At 71.0% G+C, this 22,698-nt stretch carries 17 protein-coding genes; 5 read left to right on the top strand and 12 right to left on the bottom strand.

Features of this window, described 5'->3' with window-relative positions; translation table 11 throughout:
- Positions 1-33 precede the first annotated feature (33 nt).
- The 3 genes from hemQ to hemE all read right to left on the bottom strand — a co-directional run bounded on the left by hemQ (position 34) and on the right by hemE (position 3,537).
- The gene (hemQ, locus tag ABH928_RS20745) at positions 34-774 is read right to left on the bottom strand and encodes a hydrogen peroxide-dependent heme synthase (RefSeq protein ID WP_370068581.1); all 741 of its coding nucleotides are present in this window, start codon (positions 772-774) and stop codon (positions 34-36) included.
- Complete coding sequence (hemG, locus tag ABH928_RS20740) at positions 771-2,234, bottom strand: protoporphyrinogen oxidase (protein WP_370068579.1); 1,464 nt, start codon at positions 2,232-2,234, stop codon at positions 771-773. Before hemG ends, hemQ begins: the two co-directional genes overlap by 4 nt.
- A 235-nt stretch (positions 2,235-2,469) precedes the next feature.
- The gene (hemE, locus tag ABH928_RS20735; RefSeq protein ID WP_370068577.1) at positions 2,470-3,537 is read right to left on the bottom strand and encodes a uroporphyrinogen decarboxylase; all 1,068 of its coding nucleotides are present in this window, start codon (positions 3,535-3,537) and stop codon (positions 2,470-2,472) included.
- Positions 3,538-3,618: 81 nt separating this feature from the next.
- On the opposite strand from hemE, the gene ABH928_RS20730 reads away from it, so the two are divergent.
- The 5 genes from ABH928_RS20730 (at position 3,619) to ABH928_RS20710 (ending at position 10,508) form a co-directional block, all read left to right on the top strand.
- Positions 3,619-4,380, top strand: coding sequence for a DUF3000 domain-containing protein (locus ABH928_RS20730; RefSeq protein ID WP_370068575.1), 762 nt, complete (start codon positions 3,619-3,621; stop codon positions 4,378-4,380).
- A 261-nt stretch (positions 4,381-4,641) separates the two neighbouring features.
- Entirely contained in the window at positions 4,642-5,373 is a 732-nt protein-coding gene (locus ABH928_RS20725) for a LuxR C-terminal-related transcriptional regulator (protein WP_370068573.1), read from the top strand.
- A gap of 231 nt (positions 5,374-5,604) precedes the next feature.
- Positions 5,605-6,996: an HRDC domain-containing protein gene (locus ABH928_RS20720; RefSeq protein WP_370068571.1), complete on the top strand. Its 1,392-nt coding sequence runs from the start codon at positions 5,605-5,607 to the stop codon at positions 6,994-6,996.
- Positions 6,997-7,155: 159 nt separating this feature from the next.
- Positions 7,156-8,379: an acetyl-CoA C-acyltransferase gene (locus ABH928_RS20715; RefSeq protein WP_370068569.1), complete on the top strand. Its 1,224-nt coding sequence runs from the start codon at positions 7,156-7,158 to the stop codon at positions 8,377-8,379.
- On the top strand, positions 8,379-10,508 hold the full coding sequence (locus ABH928_RS20710) for a 3-hydroxyacyl-CoA dehydrogenase NAD-binding domain-containing protein (protein ID WP_370068567.1): 2,130 nt from the start codon (positions 8,379-8,381) through the stop codon (positions 10,506-10,508). The genes ABH928_RS20715 and ABH928_RS20710 overlap by 1 nt, the downstream gene beginning before the upstream one ends.
- 205 nt (positions 10,509-10,713) lie before the next feature.
- On the opposite strand, the gene ABH928_RS20705 is transcribed toward ABH928_RS20710, so the two are convergent.
- From ABH928_RS20705 to ABH928_RS20665, 9 genes are all read right to left on the bottom strand, one after another.
- Positions 10,714-11,595: a DsbA family protein gene (locus ABH928_RS20705; protein ID WP_370068565.1), complete on the bottom strand. Its 882-nt coding sequence runs from the start codon at positions 11,593-11,595 to the stop codon at positions 10,714-10,716.
- 177 nt (positions 11,596-11,772) lie between these two features.
- Complete coding sequence (locus ABH928_RS20700; protein WP_370068563.1) at positions 11,773-13,194, bottom strand: glycosyltransferase family 39 protein; 1,422 nt, start codon at positions 13,192-13,194, stop codon at positions 11,773-11,775.
- An 81-nt stretch (positions 13,195-13,275) separates the two neighbouring features.
- Positions 13,276-15,183, bottom strand: coding sequence for a 1-deoxy-D-xylulose-5-phosphate synthase (gene dxs / locus ABH928_RS20695; protein ID WP_370068561.1), 1,908 nt, complete (start codon positions 15,181-15,183; stop codon positions 13,276-13,278).
- A gap of 330 nt (positions 15,184-15,513) precedes the next feature.
- Complete coding sequence (locus ABH928_RS20690) at positions 15,514-16,785, bottom strand: sugar ABC transporter permease (RefSeq protein ID WP_370068559.1); 1,272 nt, start codon at positions 16,783-16,785, stop codon at positions 15,514-15,516.
- Positions 16,782-17,570: an ATP-binding cassette domain-containing protein gene (locus ABH928_RS20685; RefSeq protein ID WP_370068557.1), complete on the bottom strand. Its 789-nt coding sequence runs from the start codon at positions 17,568-17,570 to the stop codon at positions 16,782-16,784. The genes ABH928_RS20690 and ABH928_RS20685 overlap by 4 nt, the downstream gene beginning before the upstream one ends.
- 118 nt (positions 17,571-17,688) lie before the next feature.
- Entirely contained in the window at positions 17,689-18,795 is a 1,107-nt protein-coding gene (locus tag ABH928_RS20680) for a substrate-binding domain-containing protein (RefSeq protein WP_370068555.1), read from the bottom strand.
- Positions 18,796-18,964: 169 nt separating this feature from the next.
- Positions 18,965-20,137: an ROK family protein gene (locus tag ABH928_RS20675; protein ID WP_370068682.1), complete on the bottom strand. Its 1,173-nt coding sequence runs from the start codon at positions 20,135-20,137 to the stop codon at positions 18,965-18,967.
- A gap of 237 nt (positions 20,138-20,374) precedes the next feature.
- A complete protein-coding gene (locus ABH928_RS20670) occupies positions 20,375-21,640 on the bottom strand; it encodes an MFS transporter (protein ID WP_370068553.1) in 1,266 nt (421 codons plus the stop codon).
- 126 nt (positions 21,641-21,766) lie between these two features.
- Positions 21,767-22,687 carry a GNAT family N-acetyltransferase gene (locus ABH928_RS20665; RefSeq protein ID WP_370068551.1) on the bottom strand — a complete coding sequence of 307 codons (921 nt, stop codon included), beginning with the start codon at positions 22,685-22,687 and terminating at the stop codon, positions 21,767-21,769.
- Positions 22,688-22,698: the final 11 nt, after the last annotated feature.

Below are 22,698 nucleotides of genomic sequence, written 5' to 3'. Positions count from 1 at the left end.
CCCGCGCCCCCGGACAAATGCACCTACTTCTTGTTACGCCAGCCCCGCGAGCAGCTCGCTGATCTCCTTGCGCCGGCCCGTGTAGAACGGGACCTCCTCGCGCACGTGCAGACGTGCGCGGCTCCCGCGCAGGTGCCGCATGAGGTCCACGATGCGGTGCAGCTCGTCCGCCTCGAAGGCGAGGAGCCACTCGTAGTCGCCGAGGGCGAAGGACGCGACCGTGTTGGCGCGGACGTCCGGGTAGCCGCGGGCCATCTTGCCGTGCTCGGACAGCAGCTCGCGCCGCTCCGCGTCCTCCAGCAGGTACCACTCGTAGGAGCGGACGAAGGGGTAGACGCACACGTACGACCGCGGCGTCTCGTCCGCGAGGAACGCCGGGATGTGGGACTTGTTGAACTCCGCGGGACGGTGCAGGGCCATGTTCGACCAGACCGGCTCCAGCACGCGGCCGAGCCGCGTGCGACGGAAGCGGTTGTAGGCCTCCTGCAGGTTGTCACTGTCGCCGGAGTGCCACCAGATCATCAGGTCAGCGTCGGCGCGCAGGCCGGACACGTCGTAGGTGCCGCGCACCGTGACGTCCTTCTCGGCCAGCTGCGCGAACAGCTCCTCGACCTCGGTGCCCAGGGCCGCGCGGTCCTCGGGCAGCACGTCCTTGAGCCGGAACACCGACCAGAGGGTGTAGCGGATGACGTCGTTCAGCTCACGCGCCTTCGGCTTCTGCGACTTCTCGCTGCCCTGCGCCTCGTGCGCGTTCTGCTCGCTGTGCTCACTCATGCGCTCATTGTCTCCCTTGCTCGGAACGCTCCGGTCACCAGGTCCACCGCTCGCCACGCGCTGCCGACACAGGCGGGGATGCCCACCCCGTGGTACGCCGCGCCGCACAGCGCCAGGCCCGGCAGCGCGGCGACCTCCGCCTCGATCCGGGCGACCCGCTCGGGGTGGCCCACCGGGTACTGCGGGAGGCCGCCACGCCAGCGGGTGACCGTATGCGCATACGGTCGCGCGGTGATCCCGGCCGCCTCGCGGAGATCGGAGAGCGATCGTTCGATCAGATCCGCATCGTCCTGATCGAGCACGGCCTCCTCGCCGTGGCGACCGAGCGAGGTGCGGAGCACGAACGTGTCCGGGGCGGACCGGTCGAGCCAGCCCCACTTGTTGCTGGAGAAGGTCGACGCCTTGATCGACCGACCGTCGACCGGCGGGACCAGGAAGCCGCTGCCCTGGAGCGCGCCGACGTCCGCGCGGCGGAAGGCCAGCGTGACCAGGGCCATGCCCGCGTACTCGACCTCCGCCAACTCGGCGGCGGCGCGCGGCGCGTGGGAGGTGAGCAGGCGGGCGGCGACGTTCGCGGGAACGGCGAGCACCACCGCGTCGGCGGCCAGCGCCTCGCCGGTCGCGCTCCCGCCGAGCACCGCGGTCCAGCCGTCGGCGGTGCGGCGGAGCGAGTCGACCGGGGTCTCGGTGCGGATGGTGACGCCCGCGTCGCGGCAGGCCTCGGCCACCGCGACGGGCAGACGGCCGATACCGCCCTCGATGCCCATGAAGACCGGGGCCGGGTTGGGGTTCTTCGCGGCTGCGGACAGGGTCGCCCGCACGCCTTCGATCGCCGATCGATCGCGCCGAGCGATCGCAAGCAGTTGCGGAACAGCGGCACTGAGCGAAATTCGATCAGCGTGACCGGCATAGACGCCGCCGAGCAGCGGTTCGACCAGTCGATCGACCACTTCCCGGCCGAGGCGCGCGGCGACATACTCGCCGACGGCGATGTCCTGACCGACCTCGGTACGCGGCAGGGTCTCGTCCTCCGCCGCGCGGGCCAACCCCTCGGCTGAGAGCACGCCGGAGGCGGCGAGCGCGTCGAGGTCCCCGGGCACGCCCATGAGATGACCGGTCGGCATCGGGCGCAGCGCACCACGCGTCCAGATCGCGGCCTTGGCGGTGGTCGGCGGCTGGAGGGCGTCGTCAAGGCCGACGCCACGGCCCAGCGCGACCGCCTCGGGCCGCCTGGCCAGCATGGACTCCGCGCCCAGGTCGACGGTGACGCCGCCGACCTCGCCCGTCCGGAGCTTGCCGCCGAGCCGGGGCCCGGCCTCCAACAGCGTCACCCGCGCACGGGCCGCATGCCCGTCCGCCCCGGCCAGCCGAGCCGCCGCGGCGAGGCCGGCGATACCCCCGCCGACCACAAGGACGTGCGGGAGAGAAGGGGCCTCGGAGGCGGACGTCGTGCTGTTCATGCCCTCACTCTCGCACACCCCCGTTCGGGTCCCCGAAAGCGCGGCGGCCTCCCGCCCCTTGCCCGCCTCGTTGCCGACAACTCGTCGGGAAACACGGGGAGTTGCAGCACGTCAGGGGCGTGGGGCGCTACGCGGAGAGCCACCCCGCGCGGACGGTCCTGCTCGCTCGGCCTGCCCCGTGGGCGGGTGGCTTGTCGCGCAGTTCCCCGCGCCCCTGGATGCCGACACCCGCGCGTCAGCGCTCAGTGCGCTCGTGCACGTGGGCGACCAGCTTGGTCAGGGCGTCCGGGTCGGTGGTCGGGTGAACCCCGTGGCCGAGGTTGAAGACGTGGCCGCGGCCGGAGGCCTTCGCCGAGGCGAGGACCTCGTCGGCCTTCTCGCGGACCACCGACTCGGGGGCGAAGAGGACCGTCGGGTCCAGGTTGCCCTGGAGCGCCTTGCCGCCGCCCACGCGGCGGGACGCCTCCTCCAACGGGACGCGCCAGTCGACGCCGACCACGTCCGCGCCCGCCTCACCCATCAGACCGAGCAGCTCGCCCGTGCCGACGCCGAAGTGGATCCGCGGGACGCCGTACGAGGCGACCTCCGCGAAGACCTTCGCCGAGGCCGGCATGACCGAGCGGCGGTAGTCCTCGGGGGCCAGGCCGCCCGCCCAGGAGTCGAAGAGCTGCACGGCCGAGGCCCCGGCCTCGATCTGCACCTTGAGGAACCCGGCCGTGATCACCGCGAGCCGGTCGACCAGCGCGGCCCACAGGTCGGGCGCGCCGTACATCATGGCCTTGGTGTTCTCGTAGGTCCGCGACGGGCCGCCCTCGACCAGGTAGCTGGCCAGCGTGTACGGCGCACCGGCGAAACCGATCAGCGGGGTCGCGCCGAGCTCCGCGACGAGCAGGCCGATCGCCTCGGTCACGTACGGGACGTCGGAGGGCTCCAGCGGACGCAGTTGCTCCAAATCGGCGGCCGTGCGGACGGGGTTCGCGATGACCGGGCCGACGCCGGGCTTGATGTCGAGGTCGACGCCGATCGCCTTGAGCGGGACCACGATGTCGCTGAAGTAGATGGCCGCGTCCACGTTGTGGCGGCGGACCGGCTGGAGCGTGATCTCCTTGATCAGCTCCGGCATCATGCAGGAGTCGAGCATCGCGATGCCCTCACGGACCTTGCGGTACTCCGGCAGCGAGCGGCCCGCCTGGCGCATGAACCAGACCGGCGTGTGCGGAACCTCCTCCCCGCGACAGGCGCGCAGGAACGCGGAGTCGTACGTCGGCAGGTTCTCGGGGCGGGTGCTCTGGCTCTCGGTCACGCAGAAATCTTCGCACGCCGGACCACGCGTCCTTCGTGGTGTCGGCACTCAGCGGGCTGGCCGGGCGCATAGTCTTCCGGCATGGCTGCGGTGAACGGCGGGAGGCCGATGTACGAGGGTGGTTCCGCATTCGGCGAAGGGACCACGGGGGCGGAGACCGCGCCAGCCGCATTCCGCGCCGCGGTGGCCGAGTTGAAGAGCACCCGGGTGCGTCCCGAGGTGCGCATCGACGACACCCCCGCACCGCGACGGCTGGCACCGTACGCCTACGCACTGACCGCCTCCGTCGAGGTCGACGGGGAGGAGCTGGCCGACGGTCGGCTCGTACTGCTCCACGACCCGTCCGGGCACGAGGCCTGGCAGGGCCAGTTCCGGCTGGTCTCGCTGACGCAGGCGGACCTGGAACGGGAGATCGCGGACGACCCGATGCTGGCCGAGGTGGGCTGGTCCTGGCTGGTCGACGCACTGGAGCAGTTCGGCTGCGCCTACGTCGAGCCCGGCGGGACGGTGTCGCGCGCGTACTCCCAGTACTTCGGTTCGATGGTCGAGCGTCCGTCCAGCACCGAGATCGAGATCCGCGCGTCCTGGACACCGGTGCCGCCCGCCCACTCCGCGATCCCGTCACTACCGTCGATGCCGTCCGTGACCGGGGGCGGGGCAGCCGTCACCGGGCTCGGGCTGGGTGCGCACCTGCGTGCGTGGTGCGAGCTCCTGTGCCAGTGCGCCGGGCTGCCGCCGCTCACGGTTCCTTATCCGGCCACGCCCGTGGTGGGCGAGGGATCGGGCCAGGTCAGCAGCGTCGTGCCGATGCCGACGCGGCGGCAGCCGCGCGGCGGCGCGTGAAGCGGTCGCTGCGCGATCAGGTGAAGGATCGTCAGCTTCGACGTACGCTTAGGTTGCCATTTCGGACATTTCGGTCAGACGTTCGGCGTGTCGACCGCTTTTGATCACTTACGGGTGACTTAGGCTCAATCGGGTTGAACAAAATATCCGAACTGCCCGAATTGCCCCTCACTCAATCGTGATCATTCGCTAAAGCCGGGCACCGATGGTGCCGAAGCAGACAGTGACCCTCTTCCCGGCACCTCTCAATCAGGAGGCCTGGTGTCCGTTCTCCTTGAGCACCCCGCAAACCTGGTCGCCTATCGTCCGACGAAGCCCACCGCCATGGTGGTCATCGCCGACCCTCGCGTCCGCAGCACGGTCACCCGGCACCTCTGGGCCCTCGGCGTGCGCGACGTGATCGAGGCGTCCTCACTCGCCGAAGCGCGTCCGCGCGTCGGAACCCCACGCGACATCTGCGTCGCCGATGTCCATCTCCCCGACGGCTCCGGACTGGCGATCCTCGCCGAGACCCGCGCCGCAGGCTGGCCCAACGGGCTGGCCCTCTCCGCAGCCGACGACATCGGTGCGGTCCGGAGCGCGCTGGCCAGCGGCGTGAAGGGCTACGTCGTCACCGGTACCCGCGTCGGCAGCGGCATGCCGCAGCGTCCGGGCATGCCCGGCACGGGCGGGCTCCGGCCCGGCATGTCCGGCCACGTCCGCCGTCCCGGCATGCCGGGCGCGCCGGTCGGCGCGGGCGTCCCCGGCGCTCCGAACGGCGCTCCCGGCGCGACGCAGGCGGCTCCGCCGCAGGCGTACCGGGAGCTGTCCGGCCGCGAGGTCGAGGTCCTGCGGCTGGTCGCGGAAGGGCAGTCGAACAAGGCGATCGGCGTCGCCATGGGCCTCTCCGCGCTGACGGTCAAGTCCCACCTGGCCCGCATCGCTCGCAAGCTCGGCACGGGCGACCGTGCGGGGATGGTCGCGGTGGCGCTGCGGACGGGCATCATCCACTAGACCGACTCCCGGCCCCGCTTGCGAGGGAACGTTTCTTTCTTCCCCGTTCCCCGGCAAGCGGGGCCGAGACGTGCGCTGGCAGGCCGCCAAACGGGCGCGCGAGGAAGTTGCACGCCACCAGACCCCCACCCCCAGGTGGTGCGTGGTCCCCACTTGCCCATCCATTCCCCGCCCGCCCGTGTCCTTCCGTCAGCGGGAGCGGTGTCGTGGTCCGGGCGTACGCTTGGGGGCGTGACCGACGCCCGTGAAGATGCCATCGACGACGCCAGCGAAACCGCCCACGGGCAGGCGGTCCCCTTGCTGGAACCGCGTGAGGGCATCCCACCCGTCGTCTCCGACGCGGACTCGCTCGCCGCGATAGTGCAACGTTTCGCCGCCGGGCACGGGCCCGTCGCGATCGACGCCGAGCGGGCCTCCGGCTACCGCTACGGACAGCGCGCGTACCTGGTTCAGCTGCGGCGCGAAGGCGCCGGCAGCACGCTGATCGACCCGGTGGCCTGCCCGGACCTCTCCTCCCTCGGGGCCGCGCTGGCCGACACCGAGTGGGTGCTGCACGCCGCGACGCAGGACCTCCCCTGCCTCTCCGAGCTCGGCATGCGGCCGACGCGCCTGTTCGACACCGAGCTGGCCGGACGGCTCGCCGGCTTCCCCCGGGTCGGGCTCGGGCCGATGGTCGAGAACGTGCTCGGGCTGACCCTGGAGAAGGGACACTCCGCCGTCGACTGGTCGACGCGTCCGCTGCCCGAGCCGTGGCTGCGCTACGCCGCGCTCGACGTCGAGGTGCTGGTGCAGCTCCGCGACTCGCTGGAGCGGGAGTTGGCGTCGCAGAACAAGTTGGACTGGGGCCTGCAGGAGTTCGCGGCGATCGTCGCCGCTCCCCCGGCGGGACCGCGCACGGATCCGTGGCGACGGACGTCGGGCGTGCACAAGGTGCGCCGTCGGCGGCAGCTCGCCGCCGTGCGGGAGCTGTGGCTGGCGCGTGACCAGCTGGCGCGCGAGCGCGACGTCTCCCCCGGGCGGGTGCTGCCGGACTCCGCGATCGTGGCCGCCGCACTGGTGATGCCGTCGACGATCCCCGCGCTGCAGGCGGTGCCGGGCTTCGGCCCGCGCGCGCACCGGCGGGCGCTGGAGCAGTGGATAGCGGCGATCGAGACCGCCCGCACCATTCCCGAGCACCAGCTCCCGCCCGCCACCGCGCCGCACGACGGACCGCCCCCGCCCCGCGCCTGGGCCGAGAAGGACCCGCTGGCCGCCGCCCGTCTCTCCGCCGCCCGCTCCGCCGTGACCGCCCTCGCGGAGCAGCTGCACCTGCCGCAGGAGAACCTGATCACCCCCGAGCTGGTGCGCCGGGTCTCCTGGACTCCGCCCAAGAGCGCGACGGCGCTCACCGTCGGGGACGCGCTGCACGCGCTCGGCGCACGCGACTGGCAGGTGGAGCTGGTCGCACCGGTCATCGCCAAGGCCTACGCGGGCGCGAAGGCCGAGCCCCGGCCCGTCGTCGTCCCCGGAAAGGGCGCGAACTCGGCGGCTCGCAGCGCGGAAGCCGCCGCCGACGCGGGCATCGACGCGGCCATCGAGAGCGCCGCAGCACCCAAGAACGGCGTGCCGCAGCGCAGGGAGTGACCCAGAGCTCACTCCTCCCCTCCTTGGCCAGTTGGTTACCGGCGGGTAGCATCACTGTCGGGACGTGCATCCGTGGGCCCTTTTCGCCGTCGGCTGCGACCGTTCCTCTGTGACCGCACCGTGCCCGCTCTCGAACGGGCGCTTGGGAGGAGAGCCACCGTGCCTCGTACCGCGAGGGACGTCGTCTTCGTCGACGGCGTCCGCACCCCCTTCGGCAAGGCAGGCCCCAAGGGCATCTACGCCGAGACCCGCGCCGACGACCTGGTGATCAAGGCGATCCGGGAGCTGCTGCGCCGGAACCCGAACCTGGACCCGGCCCTCGTGGACGAGGTCGCGATCGCCGCCACCACCCAGATCGGCGACCAGGGCCTGACCCTCGGCCGCTCGGCCGCTCTGCTGGCCGGCCTGCCGAAGTCCGTTCCGGGCTACTCCATCGACCGTATGTGCGCCGGCGCGATGACCGCCGTGACGTCCGTGGCCGGTGGCATCGCCTTCGGTGCCTACGACATCGCCCTCGCCGGTGGCGTCGAGCACATGGGCCGCCACCCCATGGGTGAGGGCGTCGACCCGAACCCGCGCTTCCTCTCCGAGAAGCTGGTCGACGAGTCCGCCCTGTTCATGGGCATGACCGCGGAGAACCTGCACGACCGGTTCCCGCACCTGACCAAGGAGCGCTGCGACGCCTACGCCGTCCGTAGCCAGGAGAAGGCCGCCAAGGCCTACGCCGACAACAACATCCAGCCCGACCTGGTGCCGGTGGCGATCCGCCGCACCAACGCCGATGGCGGCGAGACCGGTTGGGGCCTGGCCACGGCCGACGAGCCGATGCGTCCGGGCACCACGCTGGAGTCGCTGACGGGTCTGAAGACCCCGTTCCGCCCGCACGGCCGGATCACCGCCGGTAACGCGGCCGGTCTGAACGACGGCGCCACCGCCTCCCTGATCGCCGCCGAGGACGTGGCGCGCGAGCTGGGCCTGCCGGTCAAGATGCGCATGGTCTCCTACGCCTTCGTCGGCGTGGAGCCCGAGGTCATGGGTATCGGCCCGGTCCCGGCGACCGAGAAGGCGCTGGCCAAGGCCGGTCTGACGATCGCCGACATCGGCGCGTTCGAGATCAACGAGGCCTTCGCCGTCCAGGTCCTCTCCATGCTCGACCACTTCGGCATCGCGGACGACGACGAGCGGGTCAACCCGTTCGGCGGCGCGATCGCCTTCGGCCACCCGCTGGCCTCCTCCGGCGTGCGTCTGATGACGCAGCTGGCCCGCCGCTTCGAGCAGCGTCCGGACGTCCGTTACGGCCTGACCTCCATGTGCATCGGCATGGGCATGGGCGCGACGGTCATCTGGGAGAACCCGCACTTCGACGGTAACGGGAGCAAGTGATGACCACCACCACCGAGCAGCTGCTCAAGGCTCACGAGCTGTTCCCGGACGAGGTCGTGACGACCGCTCACGTGCGTCACCTCGACCTGCCCCTGGGTGCCGGCCGCTTCGCGCTGATCACCCTGGACAACGGCTTCGACCACACCAAGCCGACCACCTTCGGCCCGGGCTCGCTCGCCAAGCTGAACGAGGCGCTGGACCAGGTCGAGCGCGAGGCCGCGGCGGGCGAGATCGTCGCCGTCGGCATCACCGGCAAGCCGTTCATCTTCGCCGTGGGCGCCGACCTCAAGGGCGTCGAGGTGCTCAAGGAGCACAGCGACGCGCTGGCCATCGGCAAGGGCGGCCACGACGTCTTCAAGCGGATCGCGGCCCTGCCCGTCCCGTCCTTCGCCTTCTACAACGGCGCGGCGATGGGCGGCGGCGTCGAGGTCGGCCTGCACTGCACCTACCGCACCGTCAGCACCGGCGTCCCCGCCTTCTCGCTGCCGGAGTGCTTCCTGGGCCTGGTCCCGGGCTGGGGCGGCTGCACACTGCTGCCGAACCTGATCGGCGCGGGCAAGGCCGTCCAGGTCATCATCGAGAACTCGCTCGCCCAGAACAAGCAGCTCAAGGGCAAGCAGGTCTTCGAGCTGGGCATCGCGGACGCGATCTTCGAGCCGGCCGACTTCGTCGAGCAGTCGCTGCTGTGGACCGCCGAGGTCCTCACCGGCGCCGTGACCGTCGAGCGTCCCGAGATCGACCGCGGCCAGGCCTGGGACGACGCCGTCGCCTGGGGCCGCGCCGTCGCCGACGGCAAGGTCCACGGCGCTGCTCCGGCCGCCTACCGGGCGCTGGACATCATCGCCCAGGTCAAGGACGGCGACCTGCAGGCGGGCTTCGACGCCGAGGACGCCGCGCTGGCCGACCTGATCATGGGTGGCGAACTGCGCTCCGGCATCTACGCCTTCAACCTGGTCCAGAAGCGCGGCAAGCGCCCGGTCGGCGCGCCGGACAAGTCGCTGGCCCGCCCGATCACCAAGGTCGGCGTCGTCGGCGCGGGTCTGATGGCCTCTCAGCTGGCTCTGCTCTTCGCCCGCCGCCTGCAGGTGCCGGTCGTCCTCACCGACATCGACCAGGCGCGCATCGACAAGGGTGTCGGCTACGTCCACGGCGAGATCGACAAGCTGCTCGCCAAGGGCCGCGTCAACGGCGACAACGCGAACCGCCTGAAGGCGCTCGTGACCGGCTCACTGGACAAGGCCGCCGCCTTCGGCGACGCGGACTTCGTCATCGAGGCCGTCTTCGAGGAGATGGGCGTCAAGCAGCAGGTCTTCGCCGAGGTCGAGGCCGTGGTCTCGCCCACCTGCGTGCTGGCGACCAACACCTCCTCGCTGTCCGTCAGCGAGATGGCGTCGAAGCTCGAGCACCCGGAGCGGGTCGTCGGCTTCCACTTCTTCAACCCGGTCGCGGTCCTGCCGCTGCTGGAGATCGTCCGCGGCGAGCAGACCGACGACGCGTCGCTGGCCACCGCGTTCGGTGTCGCGAAGAAGCTGAAGAAGACCGCCGTCCTGGTCAAGGACGCTCCTGCGTTCGTGGTGAACCGGATCCTCACCCGCTTCATGGGCGAGATCCAGCAGATCATCGACGAGGGCACGCCGATCGCCGTGGCGGAGAAGGGCGTCGAGCCGCTCGGCCTGCCGATGTCCCCGATCGTGCTGCTGGAGCTGGTCGGCCCGGCCATCGCCCTGCACGTGTCGGAGACCCTGCACGCGGCCTTCCCGGAGCGGTTCTTCGTCTCCGAGAACCTGGGCCGCGTGGTCAAGGCCGGCAAGCGCGGCTTCTACACCTGGGCGTCGGGCCAGCAGGAGCTCGACCCCGAGGTCGAGGCGCTGCTGCAGGTCGGCGACAAGGCTCTCACCGAGGAGCAGGTCCGCGAGCGCGCGCTCGACGCGGTGGCGCAGGAGATCCAGCTGATGCTGGACGAGGGCGTCGTCGCCGAGGCGCAGGACATCGACCTGTGCCTGATCACCGGCGCGGGCTGGCCCTTCCACCTGGGCGGGATCACCCCGTACCTGGACCGTGAGGGCGTCTCCGAGCGGGTCAACGGCAAGCGCTTCCTCGCCCAGGGCGTGGCGAGCGTCCCGGCGTAACTCCGGCAGCTAGCACACAAGGGGCGGCTCTCCGAGAGATCGGAGGGCCGCCCCTTTCTGTGCAGACGAGGACCATGCACTACCAAGGGGCGCGGGGAACTGCGCGAGAAACCACCCTGTGCGGATGGCCCTGACCGTTGAGGACCATCTGCTGTGGGTGGCTTGTCGCGCAGTTCCCCGCGCCCCTTGGTAGTGCAACTACAGGTCAGTGCGAAGAAGACGTAGCGGACGGAGAAGCCGAGGCCGTCGCCTTCTTCTTGTGGTCCGCTGCGGCCTTGGCACTACCGCTCGGGCTCGCGCTGGCGGTCGCGGTCGCGCTCGGGGTGGCCGCCGCCTGCGGCGTCGCGCCGTTGGTGACCGGGATGGACGGCATGTCCGAGGCCGTCGGCGAGGCCGCGATCGCAGCGTCGGTGACGCGCGCGACCAGGTCCTTGACGCTGATCGACTGGGTCGCGGAGGCCAGCACCGTCTCCGGGGCCGGGTCCTTGACGGTGCCACCGATCTGCATGGTCAGCAGCGGCACGGAGCCCAGCTTGGAGCTCTGGAGCAGCGAGGTGGAGTCCTTGACCCAGACCTTGTGGTCGCCGCCCGTCACGCACGCGCGGAAGACGTCGGTGTCCAGGTCCTTGACCTTCTTGGACAGGTCGATCAGGTGGTTCGTCGAGGCGAAGGCGTCGTCCGACACGGCCGGCTGGTTGTTCAGCAGCACCGCGCGGTAGTCGGCGAAGGCGTTCGCCGGCTTGGCCGAGTCCTGCGCGCAGCCGAGCGCGTTGCCCGCCTGGAGCGAACCGCTGCCGCCCTGGGCGGCGTCGATGCCGTCGGTCTCGCGGTAGTAGATGTTCGCCTGACCGGAGGCCACCAGCTGGCGCAGCGTGGCGCCGTAGGTGTTCTCGAACTTCAGCGAGTTCGGGTCCCGCATGTCCTCGTAGAGGTTGAGGGTGACCGGCGCGTGCCCGTATGCGGGGACGGCCAGACCGCTCGGGCCTGCGGCGGCGGTGGGGAGCTGCAGCTGCGACTCCTTGTTGCTGCGGACCACGGAACCGATCATTCCCGCGATCACGAAGACCACGACGATCGCACCGCTCACGGCCGCCCACCGTGTCCACGGCGTCGTACGCATGGACGCACCCGCCGGCTGCGGGTCCTTGTCCGGGGAGCTACTCACTTCCACCCATCCTCAACCACTCGTGTCCCCGCACTTCTGCGTCAGCGCGCGTGGATCGGACTCAGCATGTCATGCGGAGTTAAGAAGCCTTCAACTGGATCACGGCTTCCACTCATAAAGCACCGCGCCGCCGACCGTGCCCACCCTCGTGCCATGGGCGGCCAACAGGGCCTGAAGTGGAGCGATGTGATCCGGGCCATACGGGGCGCCCTGGGAGTCGTCCACGAACAGGCCCGGCGGATGCTCACGCATCTCCTGTTCAAAAGTCTGCCATGAGCCGTTCACGCCTTGAGCCAGCCCCACTCCCCGACCGTCGCGGCCCCCGGCGAAGTTGGTCAGCAGACCCGCCGTCAGATAGCGGCTGGCAGGCGGACGGTCGGCGAGCCAGTAGATCTCCGGGTGCATCCCCCAGACCAGCACCGGCTGCCCTGGCCCGGTCCGGGCGTCGACGGCCCGCACGACGGCCTGCACGCGGGTCACGGACACGGTCGACCACGTCAGCCCCAGCACGACGAACACGACGCCTGCGGCGGCGCTCCAGGCGAGCACGGCCAGCGTCCAGCGCGCGGGCGCGCGGTGCAGTGCGGAGGCGCCGAGGAGGGCGAGCGGGGGGACCAGCTGGAGGTAGTAGTGGCCGAAGAAGTGCAGCCCGGTCACCACCCCGAGCGCGGAGCCGCCCAGCCACACCCACAGGTCGCCGTCCTCCCGCAGCGACGTCCGCGGATCCCGGGCGACGACGAGCAGGACGCCGAGCCCCGCGGCCCCGAGGAGCGCGGCGTTACCTGCAGCACGGGCGAGCGCCGTCAGCCAGGCCCCGTCGAGCGAGGCGTAGCCGCTGCTGCCGGAGACGACCCAGAAGAGGAAGTCGTGCGGCCCCAGCAGGACGGCCAGCGCGGCGACGGGCACGGTTGAGCCGAGCAGCACGCGAACCAATGCGGCGCGACGGCCGTCGCGTTGGCGGAGGAGAAGGAAGAGGACGGGGAGCAGCACCGCTCCCCCGGTCTGCTTCACCATCGCGGCTGCGGCGGTCGCGAGCCCCGCGCCGGCCCAGCGCTGCCGGTCCGCGCACCAGAACGCGGCGGCGGTGGCGGGCAGCATGAAGACCTCGAAGGTCGCCGCCTGGCTGTCCTCGGGCGAGAGCCCGACGCTGAGCAGCAACGCGAGCACGCCCGCGACCAGCGCCGCGCGCGGCCCCCAGCGCCGCCGCGCGACGGACGCGAGCAGTAGCGCGGTGGCGAGGTGCGCGAGGACCGCGAGGACGCGCAGCGGCCAGAGGGAGTCGGAGCCGAAGACCCAGAACGCGGCCTGGTAGAGCCACGGCAGCAAGGGCGGCTTCCGGTCCACGACGGTCGTGTAGAGCGTCCCCCCGACAGCCAGCATCCGCGCCTCGGTGGCGAGGTAGCCCTCGTCGGGATTCCAGAACGGCCGTAGGAAGGAGGGGAGATGGGTCAGTACGGCGACGACGGCGAGAAGCCCTGCACTCCGCAAGGGGCGCGAGGAACTGCGCGACAAGCCACCCACGACGGTAGAGCCCCGAACGCGCAGGGCCATCCGCATGCCGGTGGTATCTCGCGCAGTTCCCCGCGCCCCTGGGTGTTGCAACTACAACACTGCTGCCGGGTCCAGCGAGACCTTCGCGACCAGCGCTGCCGTCTTCTCCGCCACGCCGTCGGCCGTCAGGCCGATCTCGGCGAGGATCTGGTCCCGCGTCGCGTGGTCCAGGAACGACTGCGGGATCCCGAGATCCCGGAGCGGGACGTCGACGCCCGCGTCGCGGAGCACCTGCGAGATCGCCGCGCCGACGCCGCCCGCGCGGCCGTTGTCCTCGACCGTGACGACCGCACGGTGGCGCGCCGCCAGAGGCGCGAGCTCCGGGTCGACGGGCTTGACCCAGCGCGGGTCGACGACCGTGGCGCTGATGCCCTGCGCGGCCAGCTTCTCCGCCGCGTCGAGGCAGGTCTGGGCCATCGCGCCGACCGAGACGATCAGGACATCGGCATCAACGCCGTCAACGGCACCGTCGCGCAGCACGTCCATCCCGCCGATCCGGGCGACGGCCGGGAACGCCGGGCCGACCGTGCCCTTGGAGTAGCGGACGACCGTCGGCGCGTCCTCGACCGCGACCGCCTCGCGCAGCTGCGCGCGCAGCTGGTCGGCGTCACGCGGCGCGGCCAGCCGCAGGCCGGGGACGACCTGGAGGATCGACATGTCCCACATGCCGTTGTGCGAAGCGCCGTCCGAGCCGGTGACACCGGCGCGGTCCAGGACGAAGGTCACGCCGCACTTGTGCAGCGCGACGTCCATCAGCACCTGGTCGAAGGCGCGGTTGAGGAAGGTCGCGTAGACCGCGACGACCGGGTGCAGGCCGCCCGTGGCCAGGCCCGCCGCCGAGACGGCGGCGTGCTGCTCGGCGATGCCGACGTCGTAGATGCGGTCCGGGAACTCCTTGGCGAAGGGCGCCAGGCCGACCGGGTGCAGCATGGCCGCGGTGATACCCACCACGTCCTTGCGCTCGCGGCCGATGGCGACCATCTCCTCGCCGAAGACGGAGGTCCAGTCCTGGCCGCCGGAGGACTTCACCGGCAGGCCGGTGTCCGGGTGGATCACCGGGACCGCGTGGAAGCGGTCCTCCTCGTTCTGCTCGGCGGCGCGGTAGCCGCGGCCCTTCTGGGTGAGGCAGTGGACGATGACGGGGCCGCCGAAGCCGCGGGCGCGACGCAGCGCGGACTCCAGGGCCTGGACGTCGTGGCCGTCGATCGGGCCGACGTACTTGAGGCCGAGGTCCTCGAACATGCCCTGTGGGGCGATGAAGTCCTTGAGGCCCTTCTTGGCGCCGTGCAGGGTCTCGAAGAGCGACTGGCCGACGACCGGGGTGCGCTGCAGTGCGTCCTTGCCCCAGGCCAGGAAGCGCTCGTAGCCCTGGGTGGTGCGCAGGGTGGCCAGGTGGTTGGCCAGGCCGCCGATGGTCGGCGAGTAGGAGCGCTCGTTGTCGTTGACGACGATGATCACCGGGCGGTCGGACGACTCGGCGATGTTGTTGAGCGCCTCCCAGGCCATACCGCCGGTCAACGCGCCGTCACCGATGACGGCGACGACGTGGCGGTCGTCGTGGCCTTGGAGCTGGTTGGCCTTGGCCAGGCCGTCCGCGTAGCCGAGCACGGTGGAGGCGTGCGAGTTCTCGATCACGTCGTGCTCGGACTCGGCACGCGACGGGTAGCCGGAGAGGCCGCCCTTGGTGCGCAGCTTGGAGAAGTCCTGACGCCCGGTGAGGATCTTGTGGACGTAGGACTGGTGGCCGGTGTCGAAGAGGATCCGGTCCTTCGGCGACTCGAAGACGCGGTGCAGGGCGATGGTGAGCTCCACCACGCCGAGGTTCGGGCCGAGGTGACCGCCCGTCTTGGAGACCTCCTCGACCAGGAAGCCCCGGATCTCCTCGGCCAGGACGGCCAGCTGTCCCGGGGTGAGACGGTCAAGATCGCGCGGTCCCCGAATGCGGGTCAGCAGGGCCACCCGTTCCTCCTCTATCTCTGTCGGCCGCGAGCGACCGCGAGCGCCCTCGCCCGCCGCCCGTTCACTCCGGGCTCGACCGTGGGTCTGTCCGAATCCGCTCAGTCTACGGCCCTGTCCCGGTGACGCGACCGACCGGAGTGCCGCCTTGGCCGGAACGTGCGACCACCCGGCACCGGAGCGGTTCGGTGCCGGGCGGTCCTTCTTGCAGTCCGTCAGCCCCGCGACCCGGTCCTCCCCCTCAAGAGGCCGGTTCGCGTTGCGGAGGGCCGACGGGCGTCGGTACGCCCGAACGGGCGAACGAGCACCTGCGGTCGGTGGGTCGTCGCAGCCTCAGCCGCGGCCGGAGGACTTCTGGGTGCGGCGCGACAGCGAGTCGACGACCACGGCGGCGAGCAGCACGACGCCCATGATCATGTACTGGATGTCGAGGTTCAGGCCGAGCATGTACAGGCCGCTCTGGATCGACGAGATCACGAGCATGCCCAACAGCGCGGACCAGACCCGGCCGCGACCACCGAAGAGGCTGGTGCCGCCGATGACAGCCGCGGCGATGGCCATCATCAGGTTGTTCGGGTCGGAGCCCGCCTGGCCGGCCGCGCCGGTCTCGGCCGCGATGGCCAGACCGCCGAGGGCGGCGAAGGCGCCGGAGATCGCGTAGACCGAGATCCGGATCGCGGAGACGGAGATGCCCGCGCGGCGGCTGGCCTCGATGTTGCCACCCACCGCGAAGATCTTGCGGCCGTAGGCGGTGCGGCGGAGCACGAAGTCGGCGATGATCAGCAGCGCCAGGAAGAGCACGGCCGCGTTCGGTACACCGCTGGCCTGGTTCAGCACATACGCCACCCCGAAGGCGCCGATGGCGAGCAGGACGGAGCGCAGCACGATCTCGCCGGTCGCACGGAACGGTACACCGGCCTTACGACGGCGGCCCTGCTCCAGGAAGCTGCCCACCGCCAGCGAGGCGACGGCCAGGGCGGCCAGGATGTAGGCGCCGGAGATGTCGCCGCCGAGGAAGTAGGAGTTGCCGGACAGGAAGTGGATCAGGCCGGTGTCCGGGAGGTTGATCGTGCCGGTCGAGCCGAGCAGCCAGAGCATGACGCCCTGCCAGGCGAGGAAGCCGCTCAGGGTGACCACGAACGCGGGCACGCCGATCTTGGCGAAGACCCAGCCCTGCAGCGCGCCGACCAGCGCGCCGCCGGCCAGCGTGAGCAGCACCGCCAGCCACGGGTTCAGCCCGTCGTTGACGGATATCACGGCGAAGAAGGCCGCTGCCAGACCGCTGACCGAGCCGACCGAGAGGTCGATCTCACCCAGCAGCAGGACGAAGACCAGGCCGATCGAGAGCAGACCGACGCCGACCATGTAGTAGGCGACGAACTCGGCCGTCGAGGGAGCGAAGAACTTGCCGTCGTTGAGGCTGAAGACCGCCCAGATGACGATCAGGCCGATGATGACCGGGAGCGAGCCCAGCTCACCGCCGCGCACCTTGCGGACGAACTCGTTGACGTAGCCCTGCAGTCCGGCCTCGCGCTGAAGCAGGCGAGGGTCGACGGCGGGGGACTCCGGCGCGGGGGTCGCGGGGGTCTTGGTGTCGTTGCTCACTTCGCGGCCTCCGCCGTGCGCGCCTGACGCCGGGTCACCGCGTTCTCGGTGGCGCCGGTGATCGCGGCGATGATGGTCTCCTGGGTGGTCTCCTGGACCGGGAAGCTGCCGTTGTTCCGGCCCAGCCGCAGCACCGCGACGGTGTCCGCGACGGCGCGGACGTCGGCCATGTTGTGGCTGATCAGGATGACGCCGAGGTTCCGCTCGCGGAGCCGCTCGACCAGGTCGAGGACCTGCGCGGTCTGCTCGACACCGAGGGCCGCGGTGGGCTCGTCCAGGATCACGACCTTGGGCTCGCCGATCAGCGAGCGGGCGATCGCGACGACCTGGCGCTGACCGCCGGAGAGTCCGGCGATCGGTATGCGCACGCTCGGGATGCGGATGGACAGTGTGTCCAGCAGCTCCCGCGCCTTCTGCTCCATGGCCACCTCGTCGAGGGTGCCGCGACGCTTCAACTCGCGTCCGAGGAACAGGTTTCCGACCACGTCCAGGTTGTCGCAGAGCGCGAGGTCCTGGTAGACGGTGGCCACACCGAGCTGCTGGGCGTCCTGCGGACGCTGGATCGAGACGGGGGTGCCCTCCCACTCGATCTCGCCCTCGTCGATCGGGTGCACGCCCGCGATCGTCTTGACCAGGGTGGACTTGCCGGCGCCGTTGTCACCGACCAGCGCCACCACCTCTCCGGCGTGAACCTCCAGCTCGACGTCGGTGAGGGCCTGCACCGCGCCGAACCGCTTGGAGACCCCGCGCAACGCCAGTACGGGCGCGCTTGTCACGTGAACCAACTCCTTCTGCCCACCCGGTGCCTCGGATGGGCTGGTCGACGCCCGCGCGGGATCACCGCGCGGGGGACGACGTCTGACGAAAGCTCAGCACCAGGCGTGCCGAGGGGGAAGGTGCGGCCTACTGCAGGCCGGCGGCCTTGCAGGCGGCGGCGTAGTCAGCGGTGCAGATCTGGCTGACGCTCCAGAGGCCGTCCTGGACCACGGTGGACTTGATGTTGGCCTTGGTGACCAGGACCGCGGGCAGCAGGTCCGAGGGGGCCTTGTCGCCGGACAGGCTGGTGCTGGTCGTGGTGGCGACCGAGCTGATGCTGGTGCCGTTCAGCAGGTCCACGGCCAGCTGGGCGGCGGCGTCGGCCTCCGGCTTGTAGGCCTTGTAGACCGTGTACGCCTGGGTTCCGGCCACGATCCGCTGGATCGCGTCGAGCTGGGCGTCCTGACCGCCGATCGGCAGCGCGGACAGGCCGGCCGTCTTCATCGACTGGACGATACCGGCGGCCATGCCGTCGTTCGCCGAGTAGAAGGCGGCGATGTTGCCGGCGCCGAGCTGGTTGATGGCAGCGGTCGCCTTCTGCGCGGCGACGTCCGCCTTCCACAGGCCCGAGGCGTCGTAGGCGATGTTGACCTTCCCCGCGACGGCCTCCTGGAAGCCCTTCTTGAAGTAGGCGGCGTTCGGGTCGGCCGAGTCGCCGTCGATCTCGACGATCTTGGCGGTCGGCGTGGCCTTGCTGCCCAGGGCGTTGAGCAGGCCCTGGCCCTGGAGCTCGCCGACCTTCTCGTTGTCGAAGGAGACGTAGGCGTCGATCGGGCCCTCGGCCAGGCGGTCGTAGGCCACGACCTTGATGCCCTTGGCGTGGGCGGCCACGACGGAGGCCTTGATCTGGGTGGCGTCCTCGGCGTCGACGACCAGGACCTTGACGCCCTGGTTGATCATCGTCTGCACCTGCTGCGCCTGGACCTGCGCACTGCCGCCGGCGTTGTCGTACTGGACGGTCGCGCTCGGGTCGAGCTGCTTGACCTGGGCCTCGAACAGCGGCTTGTCGAACTGCTCGTAGCGGGTGGTCTGGTTCTCCGGGAGCAGCAGGCCGATGACCTGGGAGCCGCTCGAACCGGAGGAGGAAGAGGAAGAAGAGCTGGAGCTGCTGCCGGCCTTGCCACATGCGGCCAGACCAAGTGCTATGGAAACGGCGGTGGTTACCACGACCGTGCGGCGCAGAGTGCTGTTCATCGTGTGGGGTGCCTCCCTGACGCGGTCGCAACGTTGCGACCGAGGTGTGAGGGAGTCAACCCCGCACACCCCGATGGCGTCAATAAGTAAAACCGCACTCTGTTGAATCCGAACCCTTTCGTTATCTTCCTGAAGACACAGGGGTAACCAAGCCCCTGTAAGCCGAACCTCAGCCCATCGGCAATGCGTTGGAATCGCTCATTTCCGACATCACCAACGCCAAGGCTCCAAGGACCTCGGCCCGGCCGCCGAGCGTGCCGGGCACCACGGAGAGCTGCCGCGCGGCGCTCGGGATCGCGTAGCGCGCCACCGACTCGCGGATCGGGTCCAGCACCAGGTCGCCGGCCTCGGCCAGGTCGCCGCCGAGGATCACCCGGCGCGGGTTGAGCAGGTTGCACATGGTCGCCACGCCGCTGCCGATCTGGCGTCCGGCGTCGGCCAGCACGCGACGGCAGCCCAGGTCACCGCGCTGGGCCAGCTCGACCACCTTCGGGATGCTCAGGTCCTGACCGTGGCTCTGCTGGAGCAGGCCGAGGATGTGCCGGGCGCCGACGAACGTCTCCAGGCAGCCGCGGTTGCCGCAGCGACAGACCGGTCCGGCCTCGTCCAGGGTGATGTGCCCGATCTCGCCCGCCGTGCCGCCGGGGCCGCGGTAGATCTGACCGGCGATCACCAGGCCCGCGCCGACGCCGCTGGCCACCTTGATGTAGGCGAGGTCCGACAGCCCGCGACCAGCACCCCACACCAGCTCGCCGAGCGCGCCCAGGTTGGCGTCGTTGTCGACGCGGACCGCCATGCCGAGCCGGGCGGAGAGCTCCTTGGCCGGGGAGATGCCGCTCCAACCGGGCAGGATCGAGGTCGAGCCGAGGGCGCCGGTCTCCACGTCGATCGGTCCGGGCACGCCGAGGCCGACACCGATCACCTTCTCCGGGGCGAAGCCGGTCTGCTCCAGCAGCCGGGCGACCAGCTGCTCGGTGCGGCCGAAGCCCTGCTCGGCGGAGGCGTCCGTGTCCAGCGGCTCGCTCTCCTCGGCGAGCACCCGGTGGGCCAGGTTGCCGATGGCCACCCGCAGGTGGGAGTGGCCGAAGTCGACGCCGACGACGATCCCCGCGTCCGCGCTGAGCGAGACGCTGCGGGCCCGCCGGCCACCGGAGGAGGTGGGCGTGACCACGACCGTCCCGGCTTCGCTGAGCTCGCGGACGATGTTGGACACGGTCGCGGCGGACAGCCCGGTGCTGCGCGCGATCTCGGCCTGGGTCAGCGAGCCGGCCATCCGGACCGCCCGGAGCACGCGCTCCAGGTTCGCCCGGTGCAGCGACGACTGGGATCCCGGCGTTTCCACGGACATGAGCGTTCCATCCTCGCCGCCCGCGCCGCGTCCTTGCGGCGGAGCCCTCTGCGTGGCCTTGAATTCGGCCTTGAATACAACTTCTGAACTTCAAGCAGAGCCAACAGGGTGAACTCATGTCAAGAGTGAAGGGAAAGAGATGCCCTAAATGTTGCTGAAACGCGCCCACCCCGGACTGAAGGCGGTCCGGGGCGGGCGAAGGCAGGGCCTGACTTCAGGCGGTGCGCGGCGTCAGGCCACGCCCCGGATCCGGCGGACCAGGAGGCCGCCGGCCACGGTGACCAGGGCCGTCGCCAGGTAGAGCCCGGTGTAGCCGCCGGCATGGGCGATGACCGGTGCCGCGAGGGCCGGGGCGAGGACCTGCGGGCCGGAGTTGGCGATGTTGATCACGCCGAGGTCCTTGGCCCGGTCCTGCGCCTGCGGCAGCACCTGGGTGACCAGCGCCTGGTCCACCGCGAGGTAGACGCCGAACCCCGCGCCCAGCACGGCGGCGGCGACCATGGCGGCCGCCCAGCTGTGCAGCAGGGCCAGGATCACCGCGGCCACGGCCATGATCGCCGCCGACAGCAGCACCAGCCCCTTGCGCCGACCGCGCCGGTCCGAGAGCACGCCGACCGGGATCGCGGTCAGCGCGGCGCAGACGGTGTAGATCACGGTGAGGATCAGCACGCCCGTTCCCGGATCGGCGTAGTGCACCGAGTCGGTGAGGTAGTAGAGCAGGTAGAGGGTGCCGAGCGCGTTGCCCAGGTTGATCAGGAACCGGGTCAGCCAGGCCCAGCCGAAGTCCGGGTACCGGCGCGGGCTGACCCACAGCGTCCGCGCGATCACGCGGGCGTCCCAGGCTGGCCGCAGCGCACGCGGCAGCACCGGCTCGCCGTGGCGCAGCACGAACGGCAGCGCGAGCACGACGGTCAGCAGCGCCAACGTGCCGTAGCCGGACCAGATCCCCGTCACCAGCAGCGTGGTGATCAGCGCGCCCAGCACCAGCCCGAGCGACTGCATGATCCCGGTCCAGCCGCTGACCTCCGCCCGCTGCGCGACCGGCACCCGGTCCGCGATCGGGGTGGTCACCCCGGCCAGCATCGCGTTCAGCCCGGCCTGCGCGACGCACCACCCGAGCGTCACCCCGAGCAGACTGTGCTGCGCGGCGGTCACCACCAGCCCGACGGCCCCCGCCACGGCCCCGCCCAGGATCCACGGCCGCCGCCGGCCGAACCTGCTGGTCGTCCGGTCCGAGAGCGCCCCGGCGAGCGGGTTGGCGAGCACCGCGACGAGCGCGCCGACGCCGGTGACGACGGAGAGCGCGGTGTCCTTGCCGTGCAGGTCGATGTGTTCGAGCTGGAGCGGCAGCAGGATCTGGATCGGGGTCATGAACGCCATGAAGACAGCGAGCGTGGCGAGCGACAGTCCCCCGGTCCAGCCCGCCCGCACGCGCTCGTCGGGTTCGGCGAAGACATCCGGGAAAGGAGTCGCGGACTGCTCCACGGCTTGCTTCATGGCGACTCCTCGACGAAATTCATGAGCCCATTCATGAGCATGACTCATGTTTTTCGCCGGAGTCTAGGACCGGGAGAGCCCTTTGAACAGGGGTCGCGTCCTCACATTCTTGCCACCGCCGGCCCGTCAGGCACTCGCGGTGTGGACGAAGCCGAGCGTGTCGAGGCCCTCGGCCTGGCACAGCGCGTCGGAGGCGCCGCCGAGTCGGGTGAGCAGCAACTGGTAGTCGGCGCCGCTGGACTGCCCCCAGTGCATCGCGGCGCGCCACAGCCTGCGCCCGTGGCCGTGGCCGCGCTGCTCGGGCAGGACACCGAAGTACTGCGGCAGCAGACGGACGCGCCCGGCCGGGTCCTTCATCGTCTCCATCGGTCCGATCGCCCCGACGATCCGTCCACCGGACACGATCGTCAGAACGGGTCCGGTCTGGGCGTCGGCCTGGAACCGGCGCCACAGGAACGCGAAGCCGTCCGCAGCCATCTGCTCGGCGAACACCGCGAAGCGGGCCCGGACCTGCTCGGGCAGGTGCCGCAGATCCTCGACACCGTCGACCGGCTCGTTCTCGCCGGGGCGGAAGGTCTTGAGCTGCACGCGGGTCACGGCGACGCCGGACTGCCGCTCCGGCCGGTCGGCCTGGTCGGGCCGGTCGACCTGCTCCGGCTGGTCGGGCCGGTCGGGCCGGAACCAGATCGCGCGCGCCCTGTCGACGTCCTCGCGGGCGGCCAACTTCCGTGCAAACTGCAGCAACTCCGCCACGGGCGCAGGGTCAGTGCCGAAGTAGTGCACCTTCACCATCCCGCGTCCCCAGGGGCTGATCGTCGGGATCACCGTCCGATCCGGGCCGTGCTCGACGTCCTGCGGCATGATGCGCTCGTCCTTCACCCCCGACCAACGATGGTCCTTGTCGTACGGCAGGAACCGCCCGGTTCCAGCGACCGCCAACACGTCGGCGAGCAGGTCCGGGCCGAGCGCATCCGGGTGGATCGGGCCGAGAGTCGGGACGTAGGGAACACGCATCACGGGGCGCAGCAAGTCCCACGAGAGGTCCATGGCCGCACCCT

The sequence above is a fragment of the Streptacidiphilus sp. MAP5-3 genome (assembly GCF_041262505.1).
Taxonomy (GTDB): Bacteria; Actinomycetota; Actinomycetes; order Streptomycetales; family Streptomycetaceae; genus Streptacidiphilus.
Note: the sequence above shows the minus strand (reverse complement) of the source record. Positions and strands in the feature narration are given on the sequence as shown.